The organism is Nocardioides sp. JCM 18999, assembly GCF_055391175.1.
On sequence record NZ_AP043887.1, the window covers coordinates 2,449,443 to 2,466,823 of the forward strand.

At 70.4% G+C, this 17,381-nt stretch carries 17 protein-coding genes; 9 read left to right on the plus strand and 8 right to left on the minus strand.

The window, feature by feature from the left end; translation table 11 throughout:
- Positions 1–44: 44 nt before the first annotated feature.
- Positions 45–815, plus strand: coding sequence for a dienelactone hydrolase family protein (locus ACZ5J1_RS11990; RefSeq protein ID WP_464559051.1), 771 nt, complete (start codon positions 45–47; stop codon positions 813–815).
- Here ACZ5J1_RS11990 and ACZ5J1_RS11995 read toward each other — a convergent pair.
- The 6 genes from ACZ5J1_RS11995 to ACZ5J1_RS12020 all read right to left on the minus strand — a co-directional run bounded on the left by ACZ5J1_RS11995 (position 805) and on the right by ACZ5J1_RS12020 (position 5,875).
- A complete protein-coding gene (locus ACZ5J1_RS11995; RefSeq protein ID WP_464559053.1) occupies positions 805–1,857 on the minus strand; it encodes a hypothetical protein in 1,053 nt (350 codons plus the stop codon). The two genes, ACZ5J1_RS11990 and ACZ5J1_RS11995, sit on opposite strands and share 11 nt — an antisense overlap.
- 152 nt (positions 1,858–2,009) lie before the next feature.
- Complete coding sequence (gene purE / locus ACZ5J1_RS12000) at positions 2,010–2,516, minus strand: 5-(carboxyamino)imidazole ribonucleotide mutase (protein ID WP_464559055.1); 507 nt, start codon at positions 2,514–2,516, stop codon at positions 2,010–2,012.
- A gap of 11 nt (positions 2,517–2,527) precedes the next feature.
- Entirely contained in the window at positions 2,528–3,700 is a 1,173-nt protein-coding gene (locus ACZ5J1_RS12005) for a 5-(carboxyamino)imidazole ribonucleotide synthase (RefSeq protein ID WP_464559057.1), read from the minus strand.
- A 22-nt stretch (positions 3,701–3,722) separates the two neighbouring features.
- The gene (locus ACZ5J1_RS12010; RefSeq protein ID WP_464559059.1) at positions 3,723–4,040 is read right to left on the minus strand and encodes a winged helix-turn-helix domain-containing protein; all 318 of its coding nucleotides are present in this window, start codon (positions 4,038–4,040) and stop codon (positions 3,723–3,725) included.
- A 95-nt stretch (positions 4,041–4,135) separates the two neighbouring features.
- Positions 4,136–5,080 carry an adenylate/guanylate cyclase domain-containing protein gene (locus ACZ5J1_RS12015; RefSeq protein WP_464559061.1) on the minus strand — a complete coding sequence of 315 codons (945 nt, stop codon included), beginning with the start codon at positions 5,078–5,080 and terminating at the stop codon, positions 4,136–4,138.
- Positions 5,081–5,098: 18 nt separating this feature from the next.
- A complete protein-coding gene (locus ACZ5J1_RS12020; protein ID WP_464559063.1) occupies positions 5,099–5,875 on the minus strand; it encodes a biotin--[acetyl-CoA-carboxylase] ligase in 777 nt (258 codons plus the stop codon).
- 86 nt (positions 5,876–5,961) lie between these two features.
- Here ACZ5J1_RS12020 and ACZ5J1_RS12025 point away from each other — a divergent pair, with 86 nt between their 5' ends.
- Both ACZ5J1_RS12025 and ACZ5J1_RS12030 read left to right on the plus strand, forming a co-directional pair.
- Positions 5,962–7,539, plus strand: a complete 1,578-nt coding sequence (locus tag ACZ5J1_RS12025) for an acyl-CoA carboxylase subunit beta (RefSeq protein ID WP_464564787.1) — start codon at positions 5,962–5,964, stop codon at positions 7,537–7,539.
- Positions 7,539–7,760, plus strand: a complete 222-nt coding sequence (locus ACZ5J1_RS12030; protein ID WP_464559065.1) for an acyl-CoA carboxylase subunit epsilon — start codon at positions 7,539–7,541, stop codon at positions 7,758–7,760. The genes ACZ5J1_RS12025 and ACZ5J1_RS12030 overlap by 1 nt, the downstream gene beginning before the upstream one ends.
- Before the next feature lie 4 nt (positions 7,761–7,764).
- Here the strand turns inward: ACZ5J1_RS12030 and ACZ5J1_RS12035 are convergent, their stop codons facing one another.
- On the minus strand, positions 7,765–8,868 hold the full coding sequence (locus tag ACZ5J1_RS12035) for an epoxide hydrolase family protein (RefSeq protein WP_464559067.1): 1,104 nt from the start codon (positions 8,866–8,868) through the stop codon (positions 7,765–7,767).
- A gap of 53 nt (positions 8,869–8,921) precedes the next feature.
- On the opposite strand from ACZ5J1_RS12035, the gene ACZ5J1_RS12040 reads away from it, so the two are divergent.
- A complete protein-coding gene (locus tag ACZ5J1_RS12040; RefSeq protein WP_464559069.1) occupies positions 8,922–9,875 on the plus strand; it encodes a helix-turn-helix transcriptional regulator in 954 nt (317 codons plus the stop codon).
- A gap of 15 nt (positions 9,876–9,890) precedes the next feature.
- Here the strand turns inward: ACZ5J1_RS12040 and ACZ5J1_RS12045 are convergent, their stop codons facing one another.
- A complete protein-coding gene (locus ACZ5J1_RS12045; protein ID WP_464559071.1) occupies positions 9,891–10,382 on the minus strand; it encodes a PH domain-containing protein in 492 nt (163 codons plus the stop codon).
- A gap of 22 nt (positions 10,383–10,404) precedes the next feature.
- Between ACZ5J1_RS12045 and ACZ5J1_RS12050 the strand changes: the two genes are divergently transcribed.
- The 5 genes from ACZ5J1_RS12050 to ACZ5J1_RS12070 all read left to right on the plus strand — a co-directional run bounded on the left by ACZ5J1_RS12050 (position 10,405) and on the right by ACZ5J1_RS12070 (position 17,330).
- A complete protein-coding gene (locus ACZ5J1_RS12050; RefSeq protein WP_464559073.1) occupies positions 10,405–12,072 on the plus strand; it encodes a DUF885 domain-containing protein in 1,668 nt (555 codons plus the stop codon).
- The gene (locus ACZ5J1_RS12055; protein ID WP_464559075.1) at positions 12,072–12,464 is read left to right on the plus strand and encodes a VOC family protein; all 393 of its coding nucleotides are present in this window, start codon (positions 12,072–12,074) and stop codon (positions 12,462–12,464) included. Before ACZ5J1_RS12050 ends, ACZ5J1_RS12055 begins: the two co-directional genes overlap by 1 nt.
- 76 nt (positions 12,465–12,540) lie before the next feature.
- Complete coding sequence (locus ACZ5J1_RS12060) at positions 12,541–13,458, plus strand: SPFH domain-containing protein (RefSeq protein ID WP_464559077.1); 918 nt, start codon at positions 12,541–12,543, stop codon at positions 13,456–13,458.
- Positions 13,459–13,535: 77 nt separating this feature from the next.
- Positions 13,536–14,903, plus strand: coding sequence for a pyridoxal phosphate-dependent decarboxylase family protein (locus tag ACZ5J1_RS12065; protein ID WP_464559079.1), 1,368 nt, complete (start codon positions 13,536–13,538; stop codon positions 14,901–14,903).
- Between the two features lie 63 nt (positions 14,904–14,966).
- Positions 14,967–17,330 carry a putative bifunctional diguanylate cyclase/phosphodiesterase gene (locus ACZ5J1_RS12070; RefSeq protein ID WP_464559081.1) on the plus strand — a complete coding sequence of 788 codons (2,364 nt, stop codon included), beginning with the start codon at positions 14,967–14,969 and terminating at the stop codon, positions 17,328–17,330.
- The last annotated feature ends 51 nt before the right edge of the window (positions 17,331–17,381 follow it).

Sequence of the window (17,381 nt, forward strand, 5' to 3'; positions counted from 1 at the left end):
GGACTCCTCTGCTGGGGCGAAGCGGCTTCGGCTAGCGTCCTCGCGTGCCGTCATCGCTGAACGAGTCAGACAACCACGTCGAGACGATCAACATTCCCACGCCCGACGGCTCCGCCGAAGCCCTTCTCGCCCACCCCCGCGGCACCGCCCGCGGGGCGGTGCTGGTGTACATGGATGCGATCGGACTGCGCCCTCGGATGGCCGAGATGGTCGCCGAGATCGCCGAGTCGGGCTTCTTGGTGATGGCGCCGAACACCTTCTACCGCGACGGCACGGCAGCCGACCTCGCACCCACCGTGGACCTGCGGGTGCCGGAGGGCCGGGCTGCCTTCTTCGCCTCCGGCGTGATGGACCGCGTGCACGCACTCACCCCTGAGCGCCTTCGGCGGGACTCGGCGGCCTGGATGGCGGCCCTCGACGAGCTCCGTCCTCCGGGTTCCCCGGTCGCAGCCGTGGGCTACTGCATGGGCGCGGGACACGCGATCCGGGCCGCGGGTCAGCACGAGGCGATCGTCGCGGTCGGCGGCTTCCACGGCGGTGGACTGGTCACCGACGCCGAGACCAGTCCGCACCACGACCTGGTCGGCCGGGTCCGGTACCTCTTCGGGCACGCCGACCACGACCCCAACCTGACACCGCAGAACGCCGCCGACCTCGACCGGGCGATGGTCGAGGTCGGTGCGTCGTTCACGAGCGCGATCTATCCGGATGCGCCGCACGGCTTCACGATGTCGGACAGCTCCGCCTGGCACGAGCCGTCCTACCGGCGGTACCGGGCCGAGCTCGGCGAGCTGCTGGACTCGGTCAGCGCTTGACCTTCACCAGGATCCGCTTGGTGGCGGGCTTGGCCTTGCCCGATCCGGCGTACCGGACCACGAGCAGGTGCTTGCCCGGGCTGAGCTTGGGCAGCAGCACGACCCGCTTGCCCTTCTTCAGCGTGGTGGAACCGAGGTACTTCGACCCGTCGCAGACCCGGACCGTGCCGTGCGCCCGCTTCGCCGTGCCGTTCTTGCGCAGCTTGTAGGTGGCCTGGATGCCGAGCCGGCCGTGGCGGGTCGCCTTGACCTTCTTCGGACCCACGGCCAGCTTGAGCGTGGTCTTCTTCGTGCCGACCTTGGCCGCCTTCACCGTGCAGGGGTTGGCCACCCGGGGGTTGGCCTTGGCCTTCACCTGGTGCACGACGACCCGGTCGGTCTGGGGGTTGGCCAGGTGCACGACCGCACCGCCGACCGAGGTGACCACGCAGTCGAGGTCGGCGGTCGTCGAGCCGAGGATCGACAGGTCGAGGTGGCCCGGCAGGGTGAGGTCGTAGTCGCCGGCGGCCGGCGCCGTCAGGCCTCCGGTGAGCTGGCCCAGGACGAGCTCGAGCGGGTTGTTCTCGCTGATCTGGTCCAACGGCACGGAGCTGCTCAGCTGGGCCCCGACCGACGAGACCGTGGAGCCGAGCTGGTCGACCAGCTGCAGGGTCAGGTTGGAGACCGTGCTGGTGATCTGGTTCGTCGGTGCGGTGTGTCCCAGGATCTGGTTGAGCAGATCCGTGATCGACGTCAACAGTCCCCCGACGATCTGGTCGAGCACGTCGAAGAGGCCGGTGAGGACGTTGCCGACCTCACCCAGACCCGAGTGGATCACCGGCTGCAGCGGGGTCCCGGCGGTGAGCCCGTCGGTCAGGTCCTGCAGCGTGAGGACCAGCGGAAGGCTGACGTCGGAGAGTCCGCCGGTGCCGGTGCAGGTGTAGCCCACCGTGGTGCCGGACGGAGCGGGGTTCGCCTGAGCGGGCGTCGGTGCGAGGGCGAGGGTGCTCGCCCCGAGTGCGCCGATCGCAGCCAAGGAGACAAGTCGGGTACGCAGAGCCACAGTCCATCCCTCTCGATCGAGAGCGCCGCGACGATGCGGCACTTCTCAGCACGCTAGGTGGACCGATCAGAGGCCCGGGACCGGTTCAGCGCGGTCCGACCGTTCTCCGTCGGATTGAGGACGAACGTCCCTGCCCCGGTCAGTGGGACGGCTCAGCCGCGCTGAGCGTCGCGGACGACGGCGCCCTTCGCGTGGGCCGCCGCCTTGAGCTCGTCCTGGAACGCGAGGATCCGGGCGGTGAGCTCCGGGTCACCGATCGCGAGCATCCGAGCGGCGAGCAGGCCCGCGTTGCGGGCGTTGCCGATCGAGACCGTGGCGACGGGGACACCGGCCGGCATCTGCACGATGGAGAGCAGCGAGTCCATCCCGTCGAGGTACTTCAACGGCACCGGTACCCCGATCACGGGAAGCGGGGTCACCGAGGCGAGCATCCCGGGCAGGTGCGCGGCACCGCCGGCTCCGGCGATGATCACCGACAGACCGCGCTCGTGGGCCTGCTTGCCCCAGGCGATCATCTCCTCGGGCATCCGGTGGGCGGAGACGACGTCGGCCTCCCAGCCGATCCCGAACTCGGTCAGCGCCTCACCGGCCGCCTGCATCACGGGCCAGTCCGAGTCGGAACCCATCACGATCCCGACGCGCACGCTCTGTTCGGTCATCCCACTCACCCTCATTCGCTCTCGTTGCCCAGGTCACCGGCGAACCAGGCCGCCGCGTGCCGTGCCCGTTCCAGGCAGTCGTCCAGGTCGTCGCCGTAGGTGTTCACGTGGCCGACCTTGCGCCCGGGGCGCAGCTCCTTGCCGTACAGGTGGACCCGCAGGTGCGGATCGCGGGCCAGGGCGTGCGGATAGCCGTCGTACAGCCTCCCCGCCTCGGTGTTGTCCCCGCCGAGGATGTTCACCATCACGGTCCAGGGGGCCCGCGGCGTCGGCGCACCGAGCGGCAGGTCCATCACCGCACGCAGGTGGTTCTCGAACTGGGAGGTCTCGGCCCCGTCCTGGGTCCAGTGCCCGGTGTTGTGCGGCCGCATCGCGAGCTCGTTGACCAGCAGCCGTGACGCGCCGGAGGCGTCGACGGCCTCGAACAGCTCGACGGCCAGGATCCCGGTCACGCCGAGCTCAGCAGCGATCCGCAGAGCCAGCTCCTGGGCCTGCGTCGCCACCGCGGGGTCGAGGTCCGGGGCGGGCGCGATCACCTCGTGGCAGATCCCGTCACGCTGGGTGGTCTGCACGATCGGGTACGCCGCCGCCTGACCGCTGGGCGAGCGGGCGACGATGGCCGAGAGCTCGCGACGGAAGTCCACCAGCTCCTCGGCCAGCACCTGGACGCCGGCGGCCGCGGCGGTGCCGAACGCCTCGATGGCGTCGGCGGCGTCGCGGATCACCCACACGCCCTTGCCGTCGTACCCGCCCCGGGTCGTCTTGAGCACGCAGGGCAGACCGAACGCGGCGACGTCCTCGACCGAGGTCACGATCGCGTTGCGCGGGCAGGGCGCACCGAGCGCGGTGAGCCGCTCCCGCATCAGGCCCTTGTCCTGGGCGTAGACCAGGGCGTCCGGTCCGGGCCGGACGGCCAGACCGTCGGCCTCCAGGGCGCGGAGGTGCTCGGTGGGCACGTGCTCGTGGTCGAAGGTGACCGCGACGCAGCCCGCGGTGACGGCGCGCAACGTCTCGAGGTCGCGGTAGTCACCGACCTGCTGGTCAGGGATGACCTGGGCGGCGGACACCCCCTCCGCCTCGGCGAGGAGACGGAGCGGCAGCCCCAGCTCGATCGCGGGTGTCGCCATCATGCGGGCCAGCTGGCCACCACCGATGACGGCCAGCTTCGGCGCGAACTCAACCACGCACCGAAGCGTAGCGGGACGCTCAGGCGGCCAGACCGCCGGTTTCGAAGCGCAGGCCCTGGCCGCGGATCGTGGTGATCAGGCTCGGGCGCCGGGTGTCGTCGCCGAGCTTGCGGCGGACCCACCCGAGATGGACGTCGATGGTCTTGGAGGAGGTGAAGAACTCGGTGCCCCAGACGTCCCGCATCAACTCCGCGCGGCTGACCACGCTGCCGGCGTTGGTGATCAGCTTGTAGACGAGGTCGAACTCCTTGCGGGACAGCGTGACCTCCTGCCCGTGCCGCCACGCGCGGCGGCGCTCCGGGTCGAGCTGGACGTCCTGCACTTCGATCACTCCCACCCGGCAAACGTTAAGAGCCGGAACCGAGGTCCCTCGGCCGTTTGCACACTAGTGACAGTGGCCGCTTCCTGCCATCGACCGAGGGTGACGGCGGTTCAGTGGCGCATCACGGCGACGGGCTCGAGGACACCGAACCCGTGCACCGGGCGTGCGGGCAGTCGGCGGGTCTCGAACTGGTCGGGCGGCAGCAGCGAGGCGGTGGTCTCGTCGATGATGATCCGGTTGCGCCGAGCCACGGCGGTCAGCCGGGCCGCCATGTTGACGGGCGGTCCGAAGACGTCGCCCATCCGCAGGACGACCGACCCGGTGGCGAGCCCGATCCGGACGTCCGGCATCCGAGCGTCGCGCCCGATCACGTTGATGATCCCCTCGGCGGTGTCGAGGGAGCGCAAGGGGTCCTCGTTCACGAACAGCACCGAGTCGCCGAGCGACTTGATGATCCGGCCGCCCTGGAGCGCGACCACGTCGGCGCACCGCGACTCGAACAGCTCGACGAGGTCGCCGATCTTCTCCTCGGTCAACGTGTTCGAGAGCGCGGTGAAGGAGACGATGTCGGCGAACCCGACCGTGACCTGGATCGTGTTCGCCTCGTCGGCGGCGTCGAGCCGGCCCATCGCGTTGTTCATGTGCCGGCGCCAGGCATAGACCATCAGCTTCTCGAAGGACGGGTTGAACTGCTCGGCGAAGCGGTCGGCGATCTCGCGCGGCGGGGCACCCGCCACGTCGAGCCCGTCCAGACCCGCCAAGCGGTGCACGAGGGCGGAGACCTCCCACTCGGCCAACCGGGCCATCGACAGCCCGAGGCCACGGGTCAGGTTGACCGCCATGTCGAAGTCGACGATGCCGAGGTCCAGCACCTCGGCGACCGTTGCGAGCGCGGCCACGTCCTCGTCGGTGTAGACCGCCTCGTCGCCCGCGTCGGCGAACCCGAGCGCGCGCCAGAGCCGCTTGGCTCGCTCGGTCGAGACGCCGGTGAGTTCGGCGACCTGGTCCGAGGTGTAGCGCCGCGGCGTTCCGTCGGGCAGTGGTGATTCCGGCACGGCCGCATCATCCCACTCTCAGGTCGCGCGCAGGTGGACGACGTCGCCCGCCGCGACCACGACCGGTCCGGCGCTGGTGCGGATCGTCAGGCAACCGGTCGGGTCGACCCCGACCGCGGTCCCGTGCAGGGAGGAGCCGTCGGGCAGGTCGGCGCGCACCTCACGCCCGAGGGTCGCGCTGACCTCGCGGTAGCGCGCGGCGACCTCGTCGGGGTCGGCCCGCCAGTCCGCGTAGTGCGCGACCAGCGAGCGCAGCACGGTGATCAGCACCTCCGTGCGGTCCACCGGCGCACCGCTGACCAACGCCAGCGACGTGGCGGTCTCGACCGGGAGCTGCTCGGCGGTCAGCGAGGTGTTGAGTCCGATCCCGACCACGGCGGCCGGCCCGTCCGGCGTCTCGATCCGCTCGACCAGGATCCCGCAGACCTTCCGCTCCGCCGCAGCACCGTCGACCTGGGTACGGACCAGGACGTCGTTCGGCCACTTCACCCCGGCGTCGTACCCGAGCTCACGCAGGGCCGAGGTGACCGCCAGTCCGGTCAGCAGCGGCAGCCACGTCCAGCGCGTCGGCGCGAGGTCGTCGGGGCGCAGCAGGACCGAGAAGGTGAGGGCGCTGTAGGCGGGCGTCGACCAGGAACGGTCCAGCCGACCACGCCCCGCGGTCTGGTGCTCGGTGGCCACGACGAGCCACTCCGGCGCGCCCTCACGGGCCCTCTCGGAGAGCACCTGATTGGTCGACGGAGCCTCGTCGAGAATTTGCACGATCCAGTCGTCGTCGCCTGTGGCGAGCCTCACATGGTCGAGGGCATTTGCTTCGGTCACACGCAGTAGGGTGCCACCTTGTGAGTGCCGAGAACCTGACCACGCCGGACCAGCCCGCGATCGATCTTCACACCACCGCGGGCAAGCTGGCTGACTTCGAGCGTCGCATCGACGAGGCCGTCCACCAGCCGGCCGCCAAGGCGCAGGAGAAGCAGCACGCGAAGGGCCGCAAGACCGCTCGCGAGCGGATCGAGCTGCTCTTCGACGAGGGTTCCTTCGTCGAGGTCGACGAGTTCGCCCGGCACCGCTCGGTCGCGTTCGGCATGGAGAAGAACCGCCCGTACGGCGACGGCGTGATCACCGGCTACGGCACCGTCGACGGCCGCCAGGTGTGCGTGTTCTCCCAGGACTTCACCGTCTTCGGTGGCTCCCTCGGTGAGGTCTACGGCGAGAAGATCGTCAAGATCATGGACCTCGCGCTCAAGACCGGTTCCCCGATCGTCGGGATCAACGAGGGCGCCGGCGCGCGCATCCAGGAGGGCGTCGTCTCCCTGGGTCTGTACGGCGAGATCTTCCGCCGCAACGTCCGCGCCTCGGGCGTCATCCCGCAGATCAGCCTGATCATGGGCAACTGCGCCGGCGGTCACGTCTACTCCCCCGCGGTCACCGACTTCACGATCATGGTCGACGGCACCTCGGGCATGTTCATCACCGGCCCCGACGTGATCAAGACCGTCACCGGTGAGGACGTCACCATGGAAGAGCTCGGTGGTGCGCGCACGCACAACACCAAGTCGGGCAACTCGCACTACATGGCCCACGACGAAGAGGACGCCATCGAGTACGCCAAGGCGCTGCTCGCGCACCTGCCGTCGAACAACCTCGACGAGCTGCCGATCTACGACGAGGTCGCCGACCTCGAGCCCAACGACGACGACATCGCGCTCGACACGATCATCCCGGACTCGCCGAACCAGCCGTACGACATGCACGACATCATCACCACCGTGCTCGACGACGCCGAGTTCACCGAGGTTCACGCGATGTTCGCGCCGAACATCATCGTCGGCTTCGGCCGGGTCGAGGGTCGCCCCGTCGGCATCGTCGCCAACCAGCCGATGCAGTTCGCCGGCTGCCTCGACATCGACGCCTCCGAGAAGGCCGCCCGCTTCGTCCGGACCTGCGACGCGTTCAACGTCCCCGTGATCACCCTGGTCGACGTGCCCGGCTTCCTGCCCGGCACCGACCAGGAGTGGACCGGCATCATCCGTCGCGGCGCCAAGCTGATCTACGCCTACGCCGAGGCCACCGTCCCGATGGTCACCGTCGTCACCCGCAAGGCCTACGGCGGCGCGTACGACGTGATGGGCTCCAAGCACCTCGGCGCCGACATCAACCTGTCCTGGCCGACCGGCCAGTACGCGGTGATGGGCGCCCAGGGTGCGGCCAACATCGTCCACCGCCGGACGCTGCAGGCCGTCGAGGCCGCGGGCGGCGACGTCGAGGCGAAGCGTGCCGAGCTGATCGAGGAGTACGAGACCACCCTGGTCAACCCGTACATCGCTGCCGAGCGCGGCTACGTCGACGCGATCATCCACCCGCGCGAGACCCGCGCGGAGATCGTCAAGGCGCTGCGCCTGCTGAAGAACAAGCGCGACAGCCTGCCGCCGAAGAAGCACGGGAACATCCCGCTCTGATGGCTGAGCAGGAGAAGACCGAAGCGCCCGCGGCTCCGCTGCTGCGGGTGATCAACGCCGACGCCACCCCGGAGGAGGTCGCCGCGATCGTCGCGGTGTTCGCCTCCCTCGGCGGCGCCGCCCCGGCTCCGAAGCCGAAGCGCTCGGAGTGGGGCAACCCGGCACGGGCGATGCGGGGCGGCTTCCACGCCTCCTGGCGCGGCTCCGCCCTGCCCCGCTGACGACTCAGCCGAAGAAGACCCGCAGGTCGGCCACCAGGTCGGCAGGGGCCTCCATCGAGGCGAAGTGCCCGCCGGCCGGGAACTCCGACCAGTGCACGATGCCGGAGTTGTCACGCTCGGCGAACGGTCGGATCGTCTGGAAGTCGTCAGCGAAGACGGCCACCCCGATCCGACCCTGGCTGACCACCGGCGCGGCCTGTGCGTGCTGCTCCTCGTAGTGGTACCGCATCGCGGTGGCCATCGTGTTGGTCAGCCAGTAGAGCGTGACCTGCTCGAGCACCTGCTCGGCCGTGACGAGACTGGAGCCGTTGCCGAAGTTCTCGAACAGCTCGCTGTAGGCCAGCCACCCGACGGGTGAGTCCGACATCGCTGCAGCGATCGTCTGCGGCCGGGTCGAGTTCATCGCGTTGTACCCGCCGACTGACTGGAACCAGCCCAGATGTGCGAGGGCGGCGTACTCCTTCTCCCCGAAGCCGTCCATCTCACCTGGCTCCCCGGACGGGAAGGAGAAGACCTGCAGCACATGCGCACCCAGGAACCCCGCTGGATTGAGGAGCGCCAGCTCCCGGCCGATCATCGCGCCGCCGTCGCTGCCGTGGACGCCGTACGACTCGTAGCCGAGGCCACGCATCAGGGTGTCGTAGGTGCGGGCGACCCGGGCCATCGTCCAGCCTGTGCCGACCAGTGGGGTGGAGAAGCCGAAGCCTGGCATCGAGGGCACCACCACGTCGAAGGCGTCCTCGGCGCGACCACCGTGGGCGACAGGGTCGACGAGGGGCCCGATCATCGCCTCGAACTCGAGGAACGATCCCGGGTAGGTGTGGGCCAGCAGCAGTGGCGTCGCACCCTTGGCGGCGGACCGGACGTGGAGGAAGTGGACCGTCTGGCCGTCGATCTCGGTGAGGAACTGCGGGTAGGCGTTGACCCGCGCCTCGACGGCGCGCCAGTCGAAGCGCTGCCAGCGCGCGACCATCTCGCGGAGGTACGACGACGGGGTGCCGTACTCCCAGGAGTCACCAGGCACAGCGGGAGCGAAGCGGGTGCGTTCGAGGCGGCCGCGGAGGTCGTCGAGGTCGGACTGGGGAACGTTGATCGTGAAAGGTGTCATAGGAGGACGTTAGGAGCCATTCAGGAAAGATACGTTCCGCTATTCTGTCGATCGTGCGAGAAACCGCGGCACGACTCCTGGAGCTCCTGGGGCTGCTCCAGTCCCGGGCGGACTGGGGTGGCAGCGAGCTGGCCGAGCGTCTGCAGGTGAGCGCCCGCACGGTGCGCAACGACATCGCACGGCTGCGCGAGCTCGGTTACCCGGTCGACGCCGTGCGTGGTCCCGGCGGCCGGTACCGCCTCGGTGTGGGCGCGAAGATGCCGCCCCTCCTGCTCGACGACGAGGAGGCGGTCGCCGTCGCCGTGGGCCTCCAGTCGGCGACCGGGGTCGCAGGGTTCGAGGAGAGCAGCGTCCGCGCGCTCGCGAAGCTGCAGCAGGTGCTGCCCGACCGGTTGCGCCGACGCCTCGACGCGCTCCGTGCGGCCACGTCCACCGGCCCCAACACGGACGGCCGCTTTCCCGACCGTCCGGTGGATCCGGGCGTCCTCGCCGACCTCGCCGACGCGATCCGCGACCATCAGGGACTCCGTGCGTTCTACCGCGAGGAGCCGATCGAGCTCCAGCCGTACCGCCTGGTCTCCTGGCAGCGTCGTTGGTACCTCGTCGGACGTGACCCCGACGGCGACTGGGCGCCCTACCGCGTCGACTGGATGCAGCTGCGCAGCCCCGGGGGTCGTCGATTCGTGCCGCAGCCGCACCCCACCGAGGACCTGACCACCTTCGTCGTGCGCGAGGTCGCCCGCACCGGCTGGACGGTACACGCGCGGCTCGCCGTCGACGCCTCCGCCGAAGAGGTGCTCGACCGGATCAACCCCGCGGTCGGCACGGTGGAGCCGATCGATGCCGAACGGTGCCTCCTCGTCACCGGCGGGGACGACCTCGAGACCGTCGCGATCTGGATCAGCATGCTCGGGCTCGACTTCCAGGTCGAGTCGCCCGTCGAGCTGGTCGCCCACCTCGACGTCCTGGCCGCGCGCTACCGCCGTGCGGTGGAGTCCTCGCGGTGATCCGCCAGCACCTGCTCAGGCCCGTTCGTCGTCCGCGTCGCGGGTGTGCAGCAGGTCGCTGAGCGTCCGGTGCACGTCCTCGACGTGCGGCACGTCGTGCAGCTTGAACGACCCGTTGTTCGAGGCGTCGCTGATGATGATCGTGCCGCAGCCGAAGATCCGGTCGATCAGGCTGACCTCGGACTCGACGTCGCTGACCCGGCCGAACCGGATGTCGTGCCGACGCCGCACCAGGATCCCGCTGCGGGTGATCAGGCGGCGGTCGGTGACGGTGTAGCTCGACGCCACCCACTCCACGATGGGGCGGAGAACCCACCACACCGCCACCAGGCCCACGACGATCCACACCACCAGCGCGGCGGTGCCGCCGAGGTTGACCTGGGCCACGACACCGACGGCGAGTGCGAGGATGCCGATCAGGACGGCCACGGCCAGCACCTTCGGGTGGGGGCGGGTCTGCAGGACGACGGTCTCCCCGTCGCTGAGGGCGCTGCTCGAGTTCGTCACAGCCGCATCCTAGGCTCGGAGCATGCGCCCGATCGATGACCGCACCGACCAGTACGTGACCGACGTGGTCGCACTCGACCCGCTCGAGGCGACGTCGATCGGGATCCCGGGCCACGACCACGAGCTGCCCGACCTCTCCCCCGACGGCTTCGCCGCTCGCGAGGAGGTGCACCGGTCCGCGTTGCGCGACGTCACGGCGCTGACCCCGACCGACGAGCGGGAGGCGTTGGCACAGGCCGCCTTCCTGGAGCGGATCGGCTTGGCCGTCGAGCTCGCCGACGCCCAGCTGGAGCGCTCGGAGCTGTCGGTGATCAACGGAGCCCCGCACTGGATCCGCGGCACTCTCGACCTGATGGAGCCCAGCTCGGAGGAGGCGGCCTCCGACCTGGCGCAGCGGCTCGCCGCCGTACCCCAGGCGTTGGCGGAGTACCGGACCACCCTGCTCGAGGAGGCGGCAGCGGGGCGGGTCGGCGCACGCCGGCAGTACGTCGAGACCGCAGCGCTCCTGGACGGCTGGACCCGGCCGGGACACAACTACTTCGCCGACCTGGTCGACTCCCCCGACGTCTCGGTGCCGCCCACCCTGGTGGCCGAGCTGGTCGACGGGGCGGCACAGGCCTCGGCCGCGTTCGCCGACCTCGCCTCCTTCCTCCGCGGCGAGATGGCGCCGCGCGGGCGGGACCGGGACGGGGTCGGCCGGGAGCACTACGCCCTCGCCTCGCGCAACTTCCTCGGCTCCGCCGTCGACCTGGACGCCACCTACGCCTGGGGGTGGGAGGAGCTGGCCCGGATCGAGTCCGAGATGACGACCACCGCGGGCCTGATCGTGCCGAGCGGCTCGATCGACGAGGCGGTCGCCGCCCTCGACGCCGACCCGGCGCGGACCCTGACCAGCCGGGACGACTTCCAGCGCTGGATGCAGGCCCGGTCCGACGAGGTCCTGGCCTCGTTCCACGGCGTGCACTTCGACATCCCGGAGCCGATCCGGACGCTGGCGTGCAAGGTCGCGCCGACGAACGACGGCGGCGCCTGGTACACCGTGCCGACCGAGGACTTCTCCCGGCCGGGCACGATGTGGTTCTCGTTCACCGACTCCCAGACCACGTTCGCCACCTGGCGCGAGCTCACCACCGTCTACCACGAGGGCGTCCCCGGCCATCACCTCCAGTGCGCCCAGGCGGTCTACAACGCCGCCGACCTCAACCGCTGGCAGCGACTGATGTGCTGGGTCAGCGGGCACGGCGAGGGCTGGGCGTTGTACGCCGAGCGTCTGATGGACGAGCTCGGCTACTTCGCCGACCCGGGCGAGCGACTGGGCTTCCTGGACTCGCAGTCGTTCCGTGCCGCGCGGGTCGTGGTCGACATCGGGGTGCACCTCGGGCTGACGATCCCGGCCAACCCCTGGAACTGGCGGGTCGGTGAGACCTGGGACGCCGACCGGGCGCTGGAGTTCATGATCGCGCACTCCCGGATGGACGAGAGCCAGCTGCGGTTCGAGGTGAACCGGTACCTCGGCTGGCCCGGTCAGGCGCCGTCGTACAAGGTCGGTGAACGGATCTGGCTGGAGATGCGCGAGGCTTCGCGGCAGCGCGCCGGTGCGGACTTCGACCTCAAGGCGTGGCACACCGCCGCCCTCAACCTCGGCTCGCTCGGGCTCGACCCGCTGCAGCAGGCGATGGCGGCGCTCTAGTGTCGCTCGAGCTCTTCTCCCTCCTGGTGGACGACTACGACCCTGCGATCGAGTTCTTCACCGGCGCGCTGGGGTTCACCCTGATCGAGGACTCCCCGTCCCTCACGACCGACGGCCGTCCCAAGCGGTGGGTCGTGGTCCGACCGGCCGACGGCGGTGCGGGCCTGGTGATCGCTCGCGCCGACGGACCGGACCAGGAGGCTGCCGTGGGTCGACAGTTCGCCGGCCGGGTCGGGCTGTTCCTCCGGGTCCAGGACGTCGACGCCACCCTCGCGGCCGTCGTGAGCGTCGGTGGTGCCGAGGTGCGACCACCCCACGACGAGGCGTACGGCAGGGTCTGCGTCATCGAAGACCCCTGGGGAAATCGGTGGGACCTCCTCGGCCCAGCGTGAGACGCGAACGCTAGGATCCGACGCCGCCACCACCCGGTGTGGCGAGCAGCTCGGACCCAACGCGTAGGAGTCAGCCATGAAGTTCTCCAAGGGCAAGGCGGTGGCGATCGCCCTGGTCGTGAGCCTGGGCGTGGCCCTGCTCGTCGTGATCCAGTTCGGCACCGGCTACAACACCCCGTCGGACATGGTCGCCGTCCGCGTCGGTGCCGGGCCGGCGGAGGCGAAGAAGGTCAAGGGCTGCATCCCGTCCAACGACCGGCAGTGGTTCTGGCAGACGAACGACGCCTACCACTACTTCCCGACCTCGGAACGGGAGTGGGACGCGACCGGCCAGAAGGGCTCCGACACCGGGCGGATGAAGTCGATCACGCTCGACAACGTCGAGATGCTGATCCCGGTCACGGTCCGCTTCACGCTGAAGACGGACTGCGACGACCTGACCGAGTTCTACACGCGCTACGCGCGCCGCTACGGCGTCGTCTTCGAGAGCGACGGCAGCTACAACGGCGAGTGGATCACGCTGCTGCGCAAGCTGGTCGGCGACCCGACCGACCAGACCCTGGACCGGATCGTGCAGGCCTACAACTGGCGCGACGTCTGGAAGAACCCCTCGACCAAGGTCGAGATCGAGAAGAAGCTCAACGAGTCGCTGCAGTCGTCGAGCTCGCTGCTCACCCAGACCGCCAAGGGCTCGTTCTTCGACGGACTCTCCGTCCTGGTCGGCACCCCCGACCCGAAGAACCAGGAGCTCAAGGACGCGGTCGCCCGGGAGCAGGCGGCCGTCTCGGACGCCCAGTCGAAGGAGGCCGAGGCCCGCGCCCGCGCCGCCCAGGCCAACGCCGAGCTCGCCGTCAGCCGGGCCGAGGCCGCCAAGCAGCGCGCTGCCATCGACGGCTACCCGTCGGTCGACGCCTACCTCAAGGCCCAGTGCATCGCGAAGGGCTGCAACCCCTTCCAGCCGACCTACCTGTACGGCGGCACGCCCGCGCAGTGAGCACGAGTGGCAACGCGATGTGAAACACAGTGCCACAAGTCGTCGAAACCTCGCTCGGTGCGAGAGATTGGTCTGCTGTGCACGACTTCGCCTCCCCTGACCACCAGGTTCTCGCTGCGGTCTCGGAGTGGATCGCCGGCCGGTTGTCGGGAACTCCCGTGGTGCCGGCCCAGCGCCGCGCCCCGGACACCGAGCTTCCGGGCCTGACCGAGGAAGGTCTCGGCCAGGACGCAGCCTGGCGGTGGCTGCGCGACGTCGTCCTGCCTTCCGCCTTCCCGACCGACCACCCGCGGTACCTCGCCTTCGTCGGCGGGGCCCCCACCACGGCCTCGGTGATCGCCGACGCCGCCCTGTCGGCGGCCTCCGTGTACGGCGGCAGCGAGCTCGAGGCCGGCGCGGTCGTGCACGCCGAACGGGCGGCCCTCGAGTGGCTCTGCCGCGTCGTGTCCTACCCGAGCGAGGCGTACGGCACCTTCGTCAGCGGCGGCTCGATCGCGAACCTGAGCGCGCTCGTCACCGCGAGGCACGGCCGGGTCTCGGCGGCCGGTCGGCCACCGAGCGTCGTCGTGGCGGCCGCCTCGTCGCACTCCTCGGTGCGCAGCGCGGCGGCGATCATGGGATGCGAGGTCGTCGGCGCGGGCGACGCCGACCTCCCCCTGCGGGCCGCCGACCTCGAGCCGGTCCTCGATGCGCTCGACCCGTCCGAGATCGTCGCGGTGGTGGTCAGCGCCGGCGCGACCAACACCGGTGCGGTCGATGCCCTGGACGAGATCGCCGACCTCTGTGCCGAGCGGGGTCTCTGGCTCCACGTCGACGCGGCGTACGGCGGCGCCGCGATGCTCGCGCCGGCGTACCGCCCGTTCTTCGGCGGGATCGAGCGGGCGGACTCGGTGACGATCGACCCGCACAAGTGGCTCTTCACGCCGCTCGACTGCGCCGCGGTGCTCTACCGCCGTCCCGAGCTGGCCCGGGCCGCCCACCGCCAGCACGCCGACTACCTCGACGCGGTCAACGGCGAGGGTGACGACAACCCCGCCGACTACGCCGTCCACCTGACGCGGCGGGCTCGCGGGCTGCCGCTGTGGTCCTCCCTGCTGGCCAACGGCACCGGTGCGTACGTCGACGCGGTCGAGCACTGCCTGGAGCTCACCACCTACGCCGCGAAGCAGATCGAGACCCACGAGACGCTGCGCCTGGCTGCGGCACCGCAGCTGTCCGTGGTGCTGTTCGAGCGCCCCGGTTGGAGTCCGGAGGAGTACGCCGCCTGGTCCCACCGCTCCCGGGTCACCGGGCTCGGCCTGGTCACGCCGACGACCTTCGAGGGCCGGACCGTGCTCCGGCTCTGCTTCGTCAACCCGCGAACGTCCGAGGCCGATATCGACCTCATCCTGGGCAGCTTCGAACGGGCTGTGGTCCAGACCACCGCACCCAACATCGTCTCCTGACCGGAAACACTCAACAACAGTCGGGGTCTGCCGAAAGGACGAAGGTCCCGGGAAGGCGGATCGATGAGACGCAACGCCACCAGCACCAGCCAGACTCACCCCTCGGCTGGCGCACCGGTGACCCATCGGGCCACGTGGCGCGCCGCCTACCGGTTCGTCAGCCACGCGTCCTGGATCGTCCCCGCAGCGGGGGTCGTGATCAGCCTGACGGTGCAGGCGAGCTCGGACGAGCGCACGGCCATCCTGCTCCCGACGATGGCGATCTTCTTCCCGCTGCTCGTCCTGCGGCTCCTGCTCGCCGCCCGGCTCTACCGGCGGCGACGTGCGCCGCTGCTGCTGCTCGCGGCCACCATCGTGGTCTGGTCGCTGGGGTCGATGGCCGTCAACGCGGCCACCATGGAGGAGCAGACCCATTTCCCTGCCCCGGGTGAGTGGCTGTTCCTGATCTCCTACCTCGGGCTGGCCTGCTACCTGGTCACCGACGTGGATCGACGCCACCTGCGCCCCACCCGCCGCTGGCTCGACGCCGTGGTGATCTGTGGCGCCTCGGCCAGTCTCGCCTCCCTCCTCCTCGTGACGCCGATCCAGGTGGCGTCCGGGGCCGAGGGACTTCCCCTCCTGCTCGCACTCGCCTACCCGCTGGCCGACACGGCCCTGGCGCTCGTCGTGCTGAGCCAGGCGCTGCTGCTGGCCCGCACCGACCCGTACAAGACGGCGATGCTCGGAGCCGCGTTCGTCCTGCTCGCGTGGGCCGACTCCGGCTTCGCGCTCCAGGCCTCCCAGCCGAACTACGAGTTCGGCAACCTCAGCTACGCCCTGTGGGGCGGTGCCTGGACCCTCCTGGTGGCGGCAGCCTGCCGCCGACCGCGTCACGCGACCCAGGCCGTGGAGTCCGTGCCCCGTCCGGCGGGCACCGGGATGGTGGTGGTGGCCGGCTCCGTCGCCTTGGCCGTCCTGACCCTCCGCCCCGACGACACCCTTGCCTTCTACACCCTGCCGCCCGCGGTGGTCACGATGATCGCCGTCGCGGTGCGGATGGCGCTGGCACTGCGCGACGCGAACCGCGTCACCGAGGCCCTGGTGCTCTCGCAGACCGACGACCTCACCATGCTGCCCAACCGCCGAGCGGTGCGGGCGCGCCTGACCAGCTCGTTGACCGACGGTCGCCCCCAGGCGCTGATGCTGCTCGATCTCGACGGCTTCAAGGAGATCAACGACGCCCTCGGCCACCACGCCGGCGACCTCGTGCTGCGCGCCCTGGCCACCCGGATGCAGGACGCCGTCGAGAGTGGCGTGATGGTCGCCCGGCTCGGGGGCGACGAGTTCGCGATCCTGCTCGAGACCACCGACGAGATCGAGCTGATGGAGACCGCCCAGCACCTGCTGGCCACGTTGGCCCAGCCGGTGGTGGTCGAGGGGATCGAGATCTGCCCCCGGGGCTCCCTGGGCATCACGGTCGTCGAGGCCGACGACGCCGACAGCGGCGAGGTCCTCCGCCGGGCCGACGTGGCGATGTACCGGGCCAAGAGCACCCGGTCCGGCGCCGTCGTCTACGACGCCCACCTCGACGAGTACTCACGTGCGCGACTGGAGCTCGGCGAGGACCTGCGCAAGGGCATCACCGACGGGCAGATCGAGGTCTGGTACCAACCGCAGGTCGATGCGGCCACGATGCAGGTGCGTGGCCTCGAGGCGCTGGTCCGCTGGCGTCACCCGGTCCAGGGACTGCTCGGTCCGGTCGCCTTCCTGGCAGCCGCCCGCCGCGGCGGGCTGATGGGCCTGCTGTCGGACAACATCGCCTGGCAGGCCGCACGCGACCTCCAAGGCTTCCTCGCGGCCGGCCTGGACGTCCGGGTGGCGATCAACTGCGCCCCGCCCGAGCTGCTCAGCCAGACGTTCGTCCCGCGCCTGCACGCCTCGCTCCAGGAGTGGGTCGTGCCGGCCGAGCGGCTGGTCCTGGAGATCACCGAGGACTCCTTCCTCGCCGACCCGCAGCGGGCGCGAGCCATCGTGCTGGAGCTGCACGGCCACGGGATCCAGGTCTCGATCGACGACTACGGCACCGGCTTCTCCTCCCTGACCCACCTGCGTGACCTCCCGGTCCACGAGCTGAAGATCGATCGGTCCCTCGTCCGCGACGTCGCCACCGAGGACCGGAGCCGGATGATCGTGGCGTCGACCATCCAGCTGGCGCACGCCCTCGACATGCGCGCCGTCGCCGAAGGGGTCGAGTCCGCCAGCGACATGGCGATGCTGGTCTCGATGGGCATCGACAGCGTGCAGGGCTACCACCTGGCACGACCGATGCCGGGGTCGGAGGTGGAACGTTGGGTCTCGGACTGGACCACCACCGCGGCCCTCTTCGGCAGCGGAAGCACGGCCCCGACCATCACCTCGGCACTCGAACTCCCCGGACCGAACGACTGACCGACACAACGATCCACTACGGTGTCCGTCGCATCGGTCCGTGACTCTCGG

What these genes read in the sequence shown, in the direction of transcription:
- ACZ5J1_RS12050 (WP_464559073.1), top strand. Translation starts at nt 10,405, where the DNA reads ATGCGCCCGATCGATGACCGCACCGACCAGTACGTGACCGACGTGGTC.
- purE (WP_464559055.1), bottom strand. Translation starts at nt 2,516, where the DNA reads ATGACCGAACAGAGCGTGCGCGTCGGGATCGTGATGGGTTCCGACTCG.
- ACZ5J1_RS12070 (WP_464559081.1), top strand. Translation starts at nt 14,967, where the DNA reads ATGAGACGCAACGCCACCAGCACCAGCCAGACTCACCCCTCGGCTGGC.
- ACZ5J1_RS12035 (WP_464559067.1), bottom strand. Translation starts at nt 8,868, where the DNA reads ATGACACCTTTCACGATCAACGTTCCCCAGTCCGACCTCGACGACCTC.
- ACZ5J1_RS12030 (WP_464559065.1), top strand. Translation starts at nt 7,539, where the DNA reads ATGGCTGAGCAGGAGAAGACCGAAGCGCCCGCGGCTCCGCTGCTGCGG.
- ACZ5J1_RS12060 (WP_464559077.1), top strand. Translation starts at nt 12,541, where the DNA reads ATGAAGTTCTCCAAGGGCAAGGCGGTGGCGATCGCCCTGGTCGTGAGC.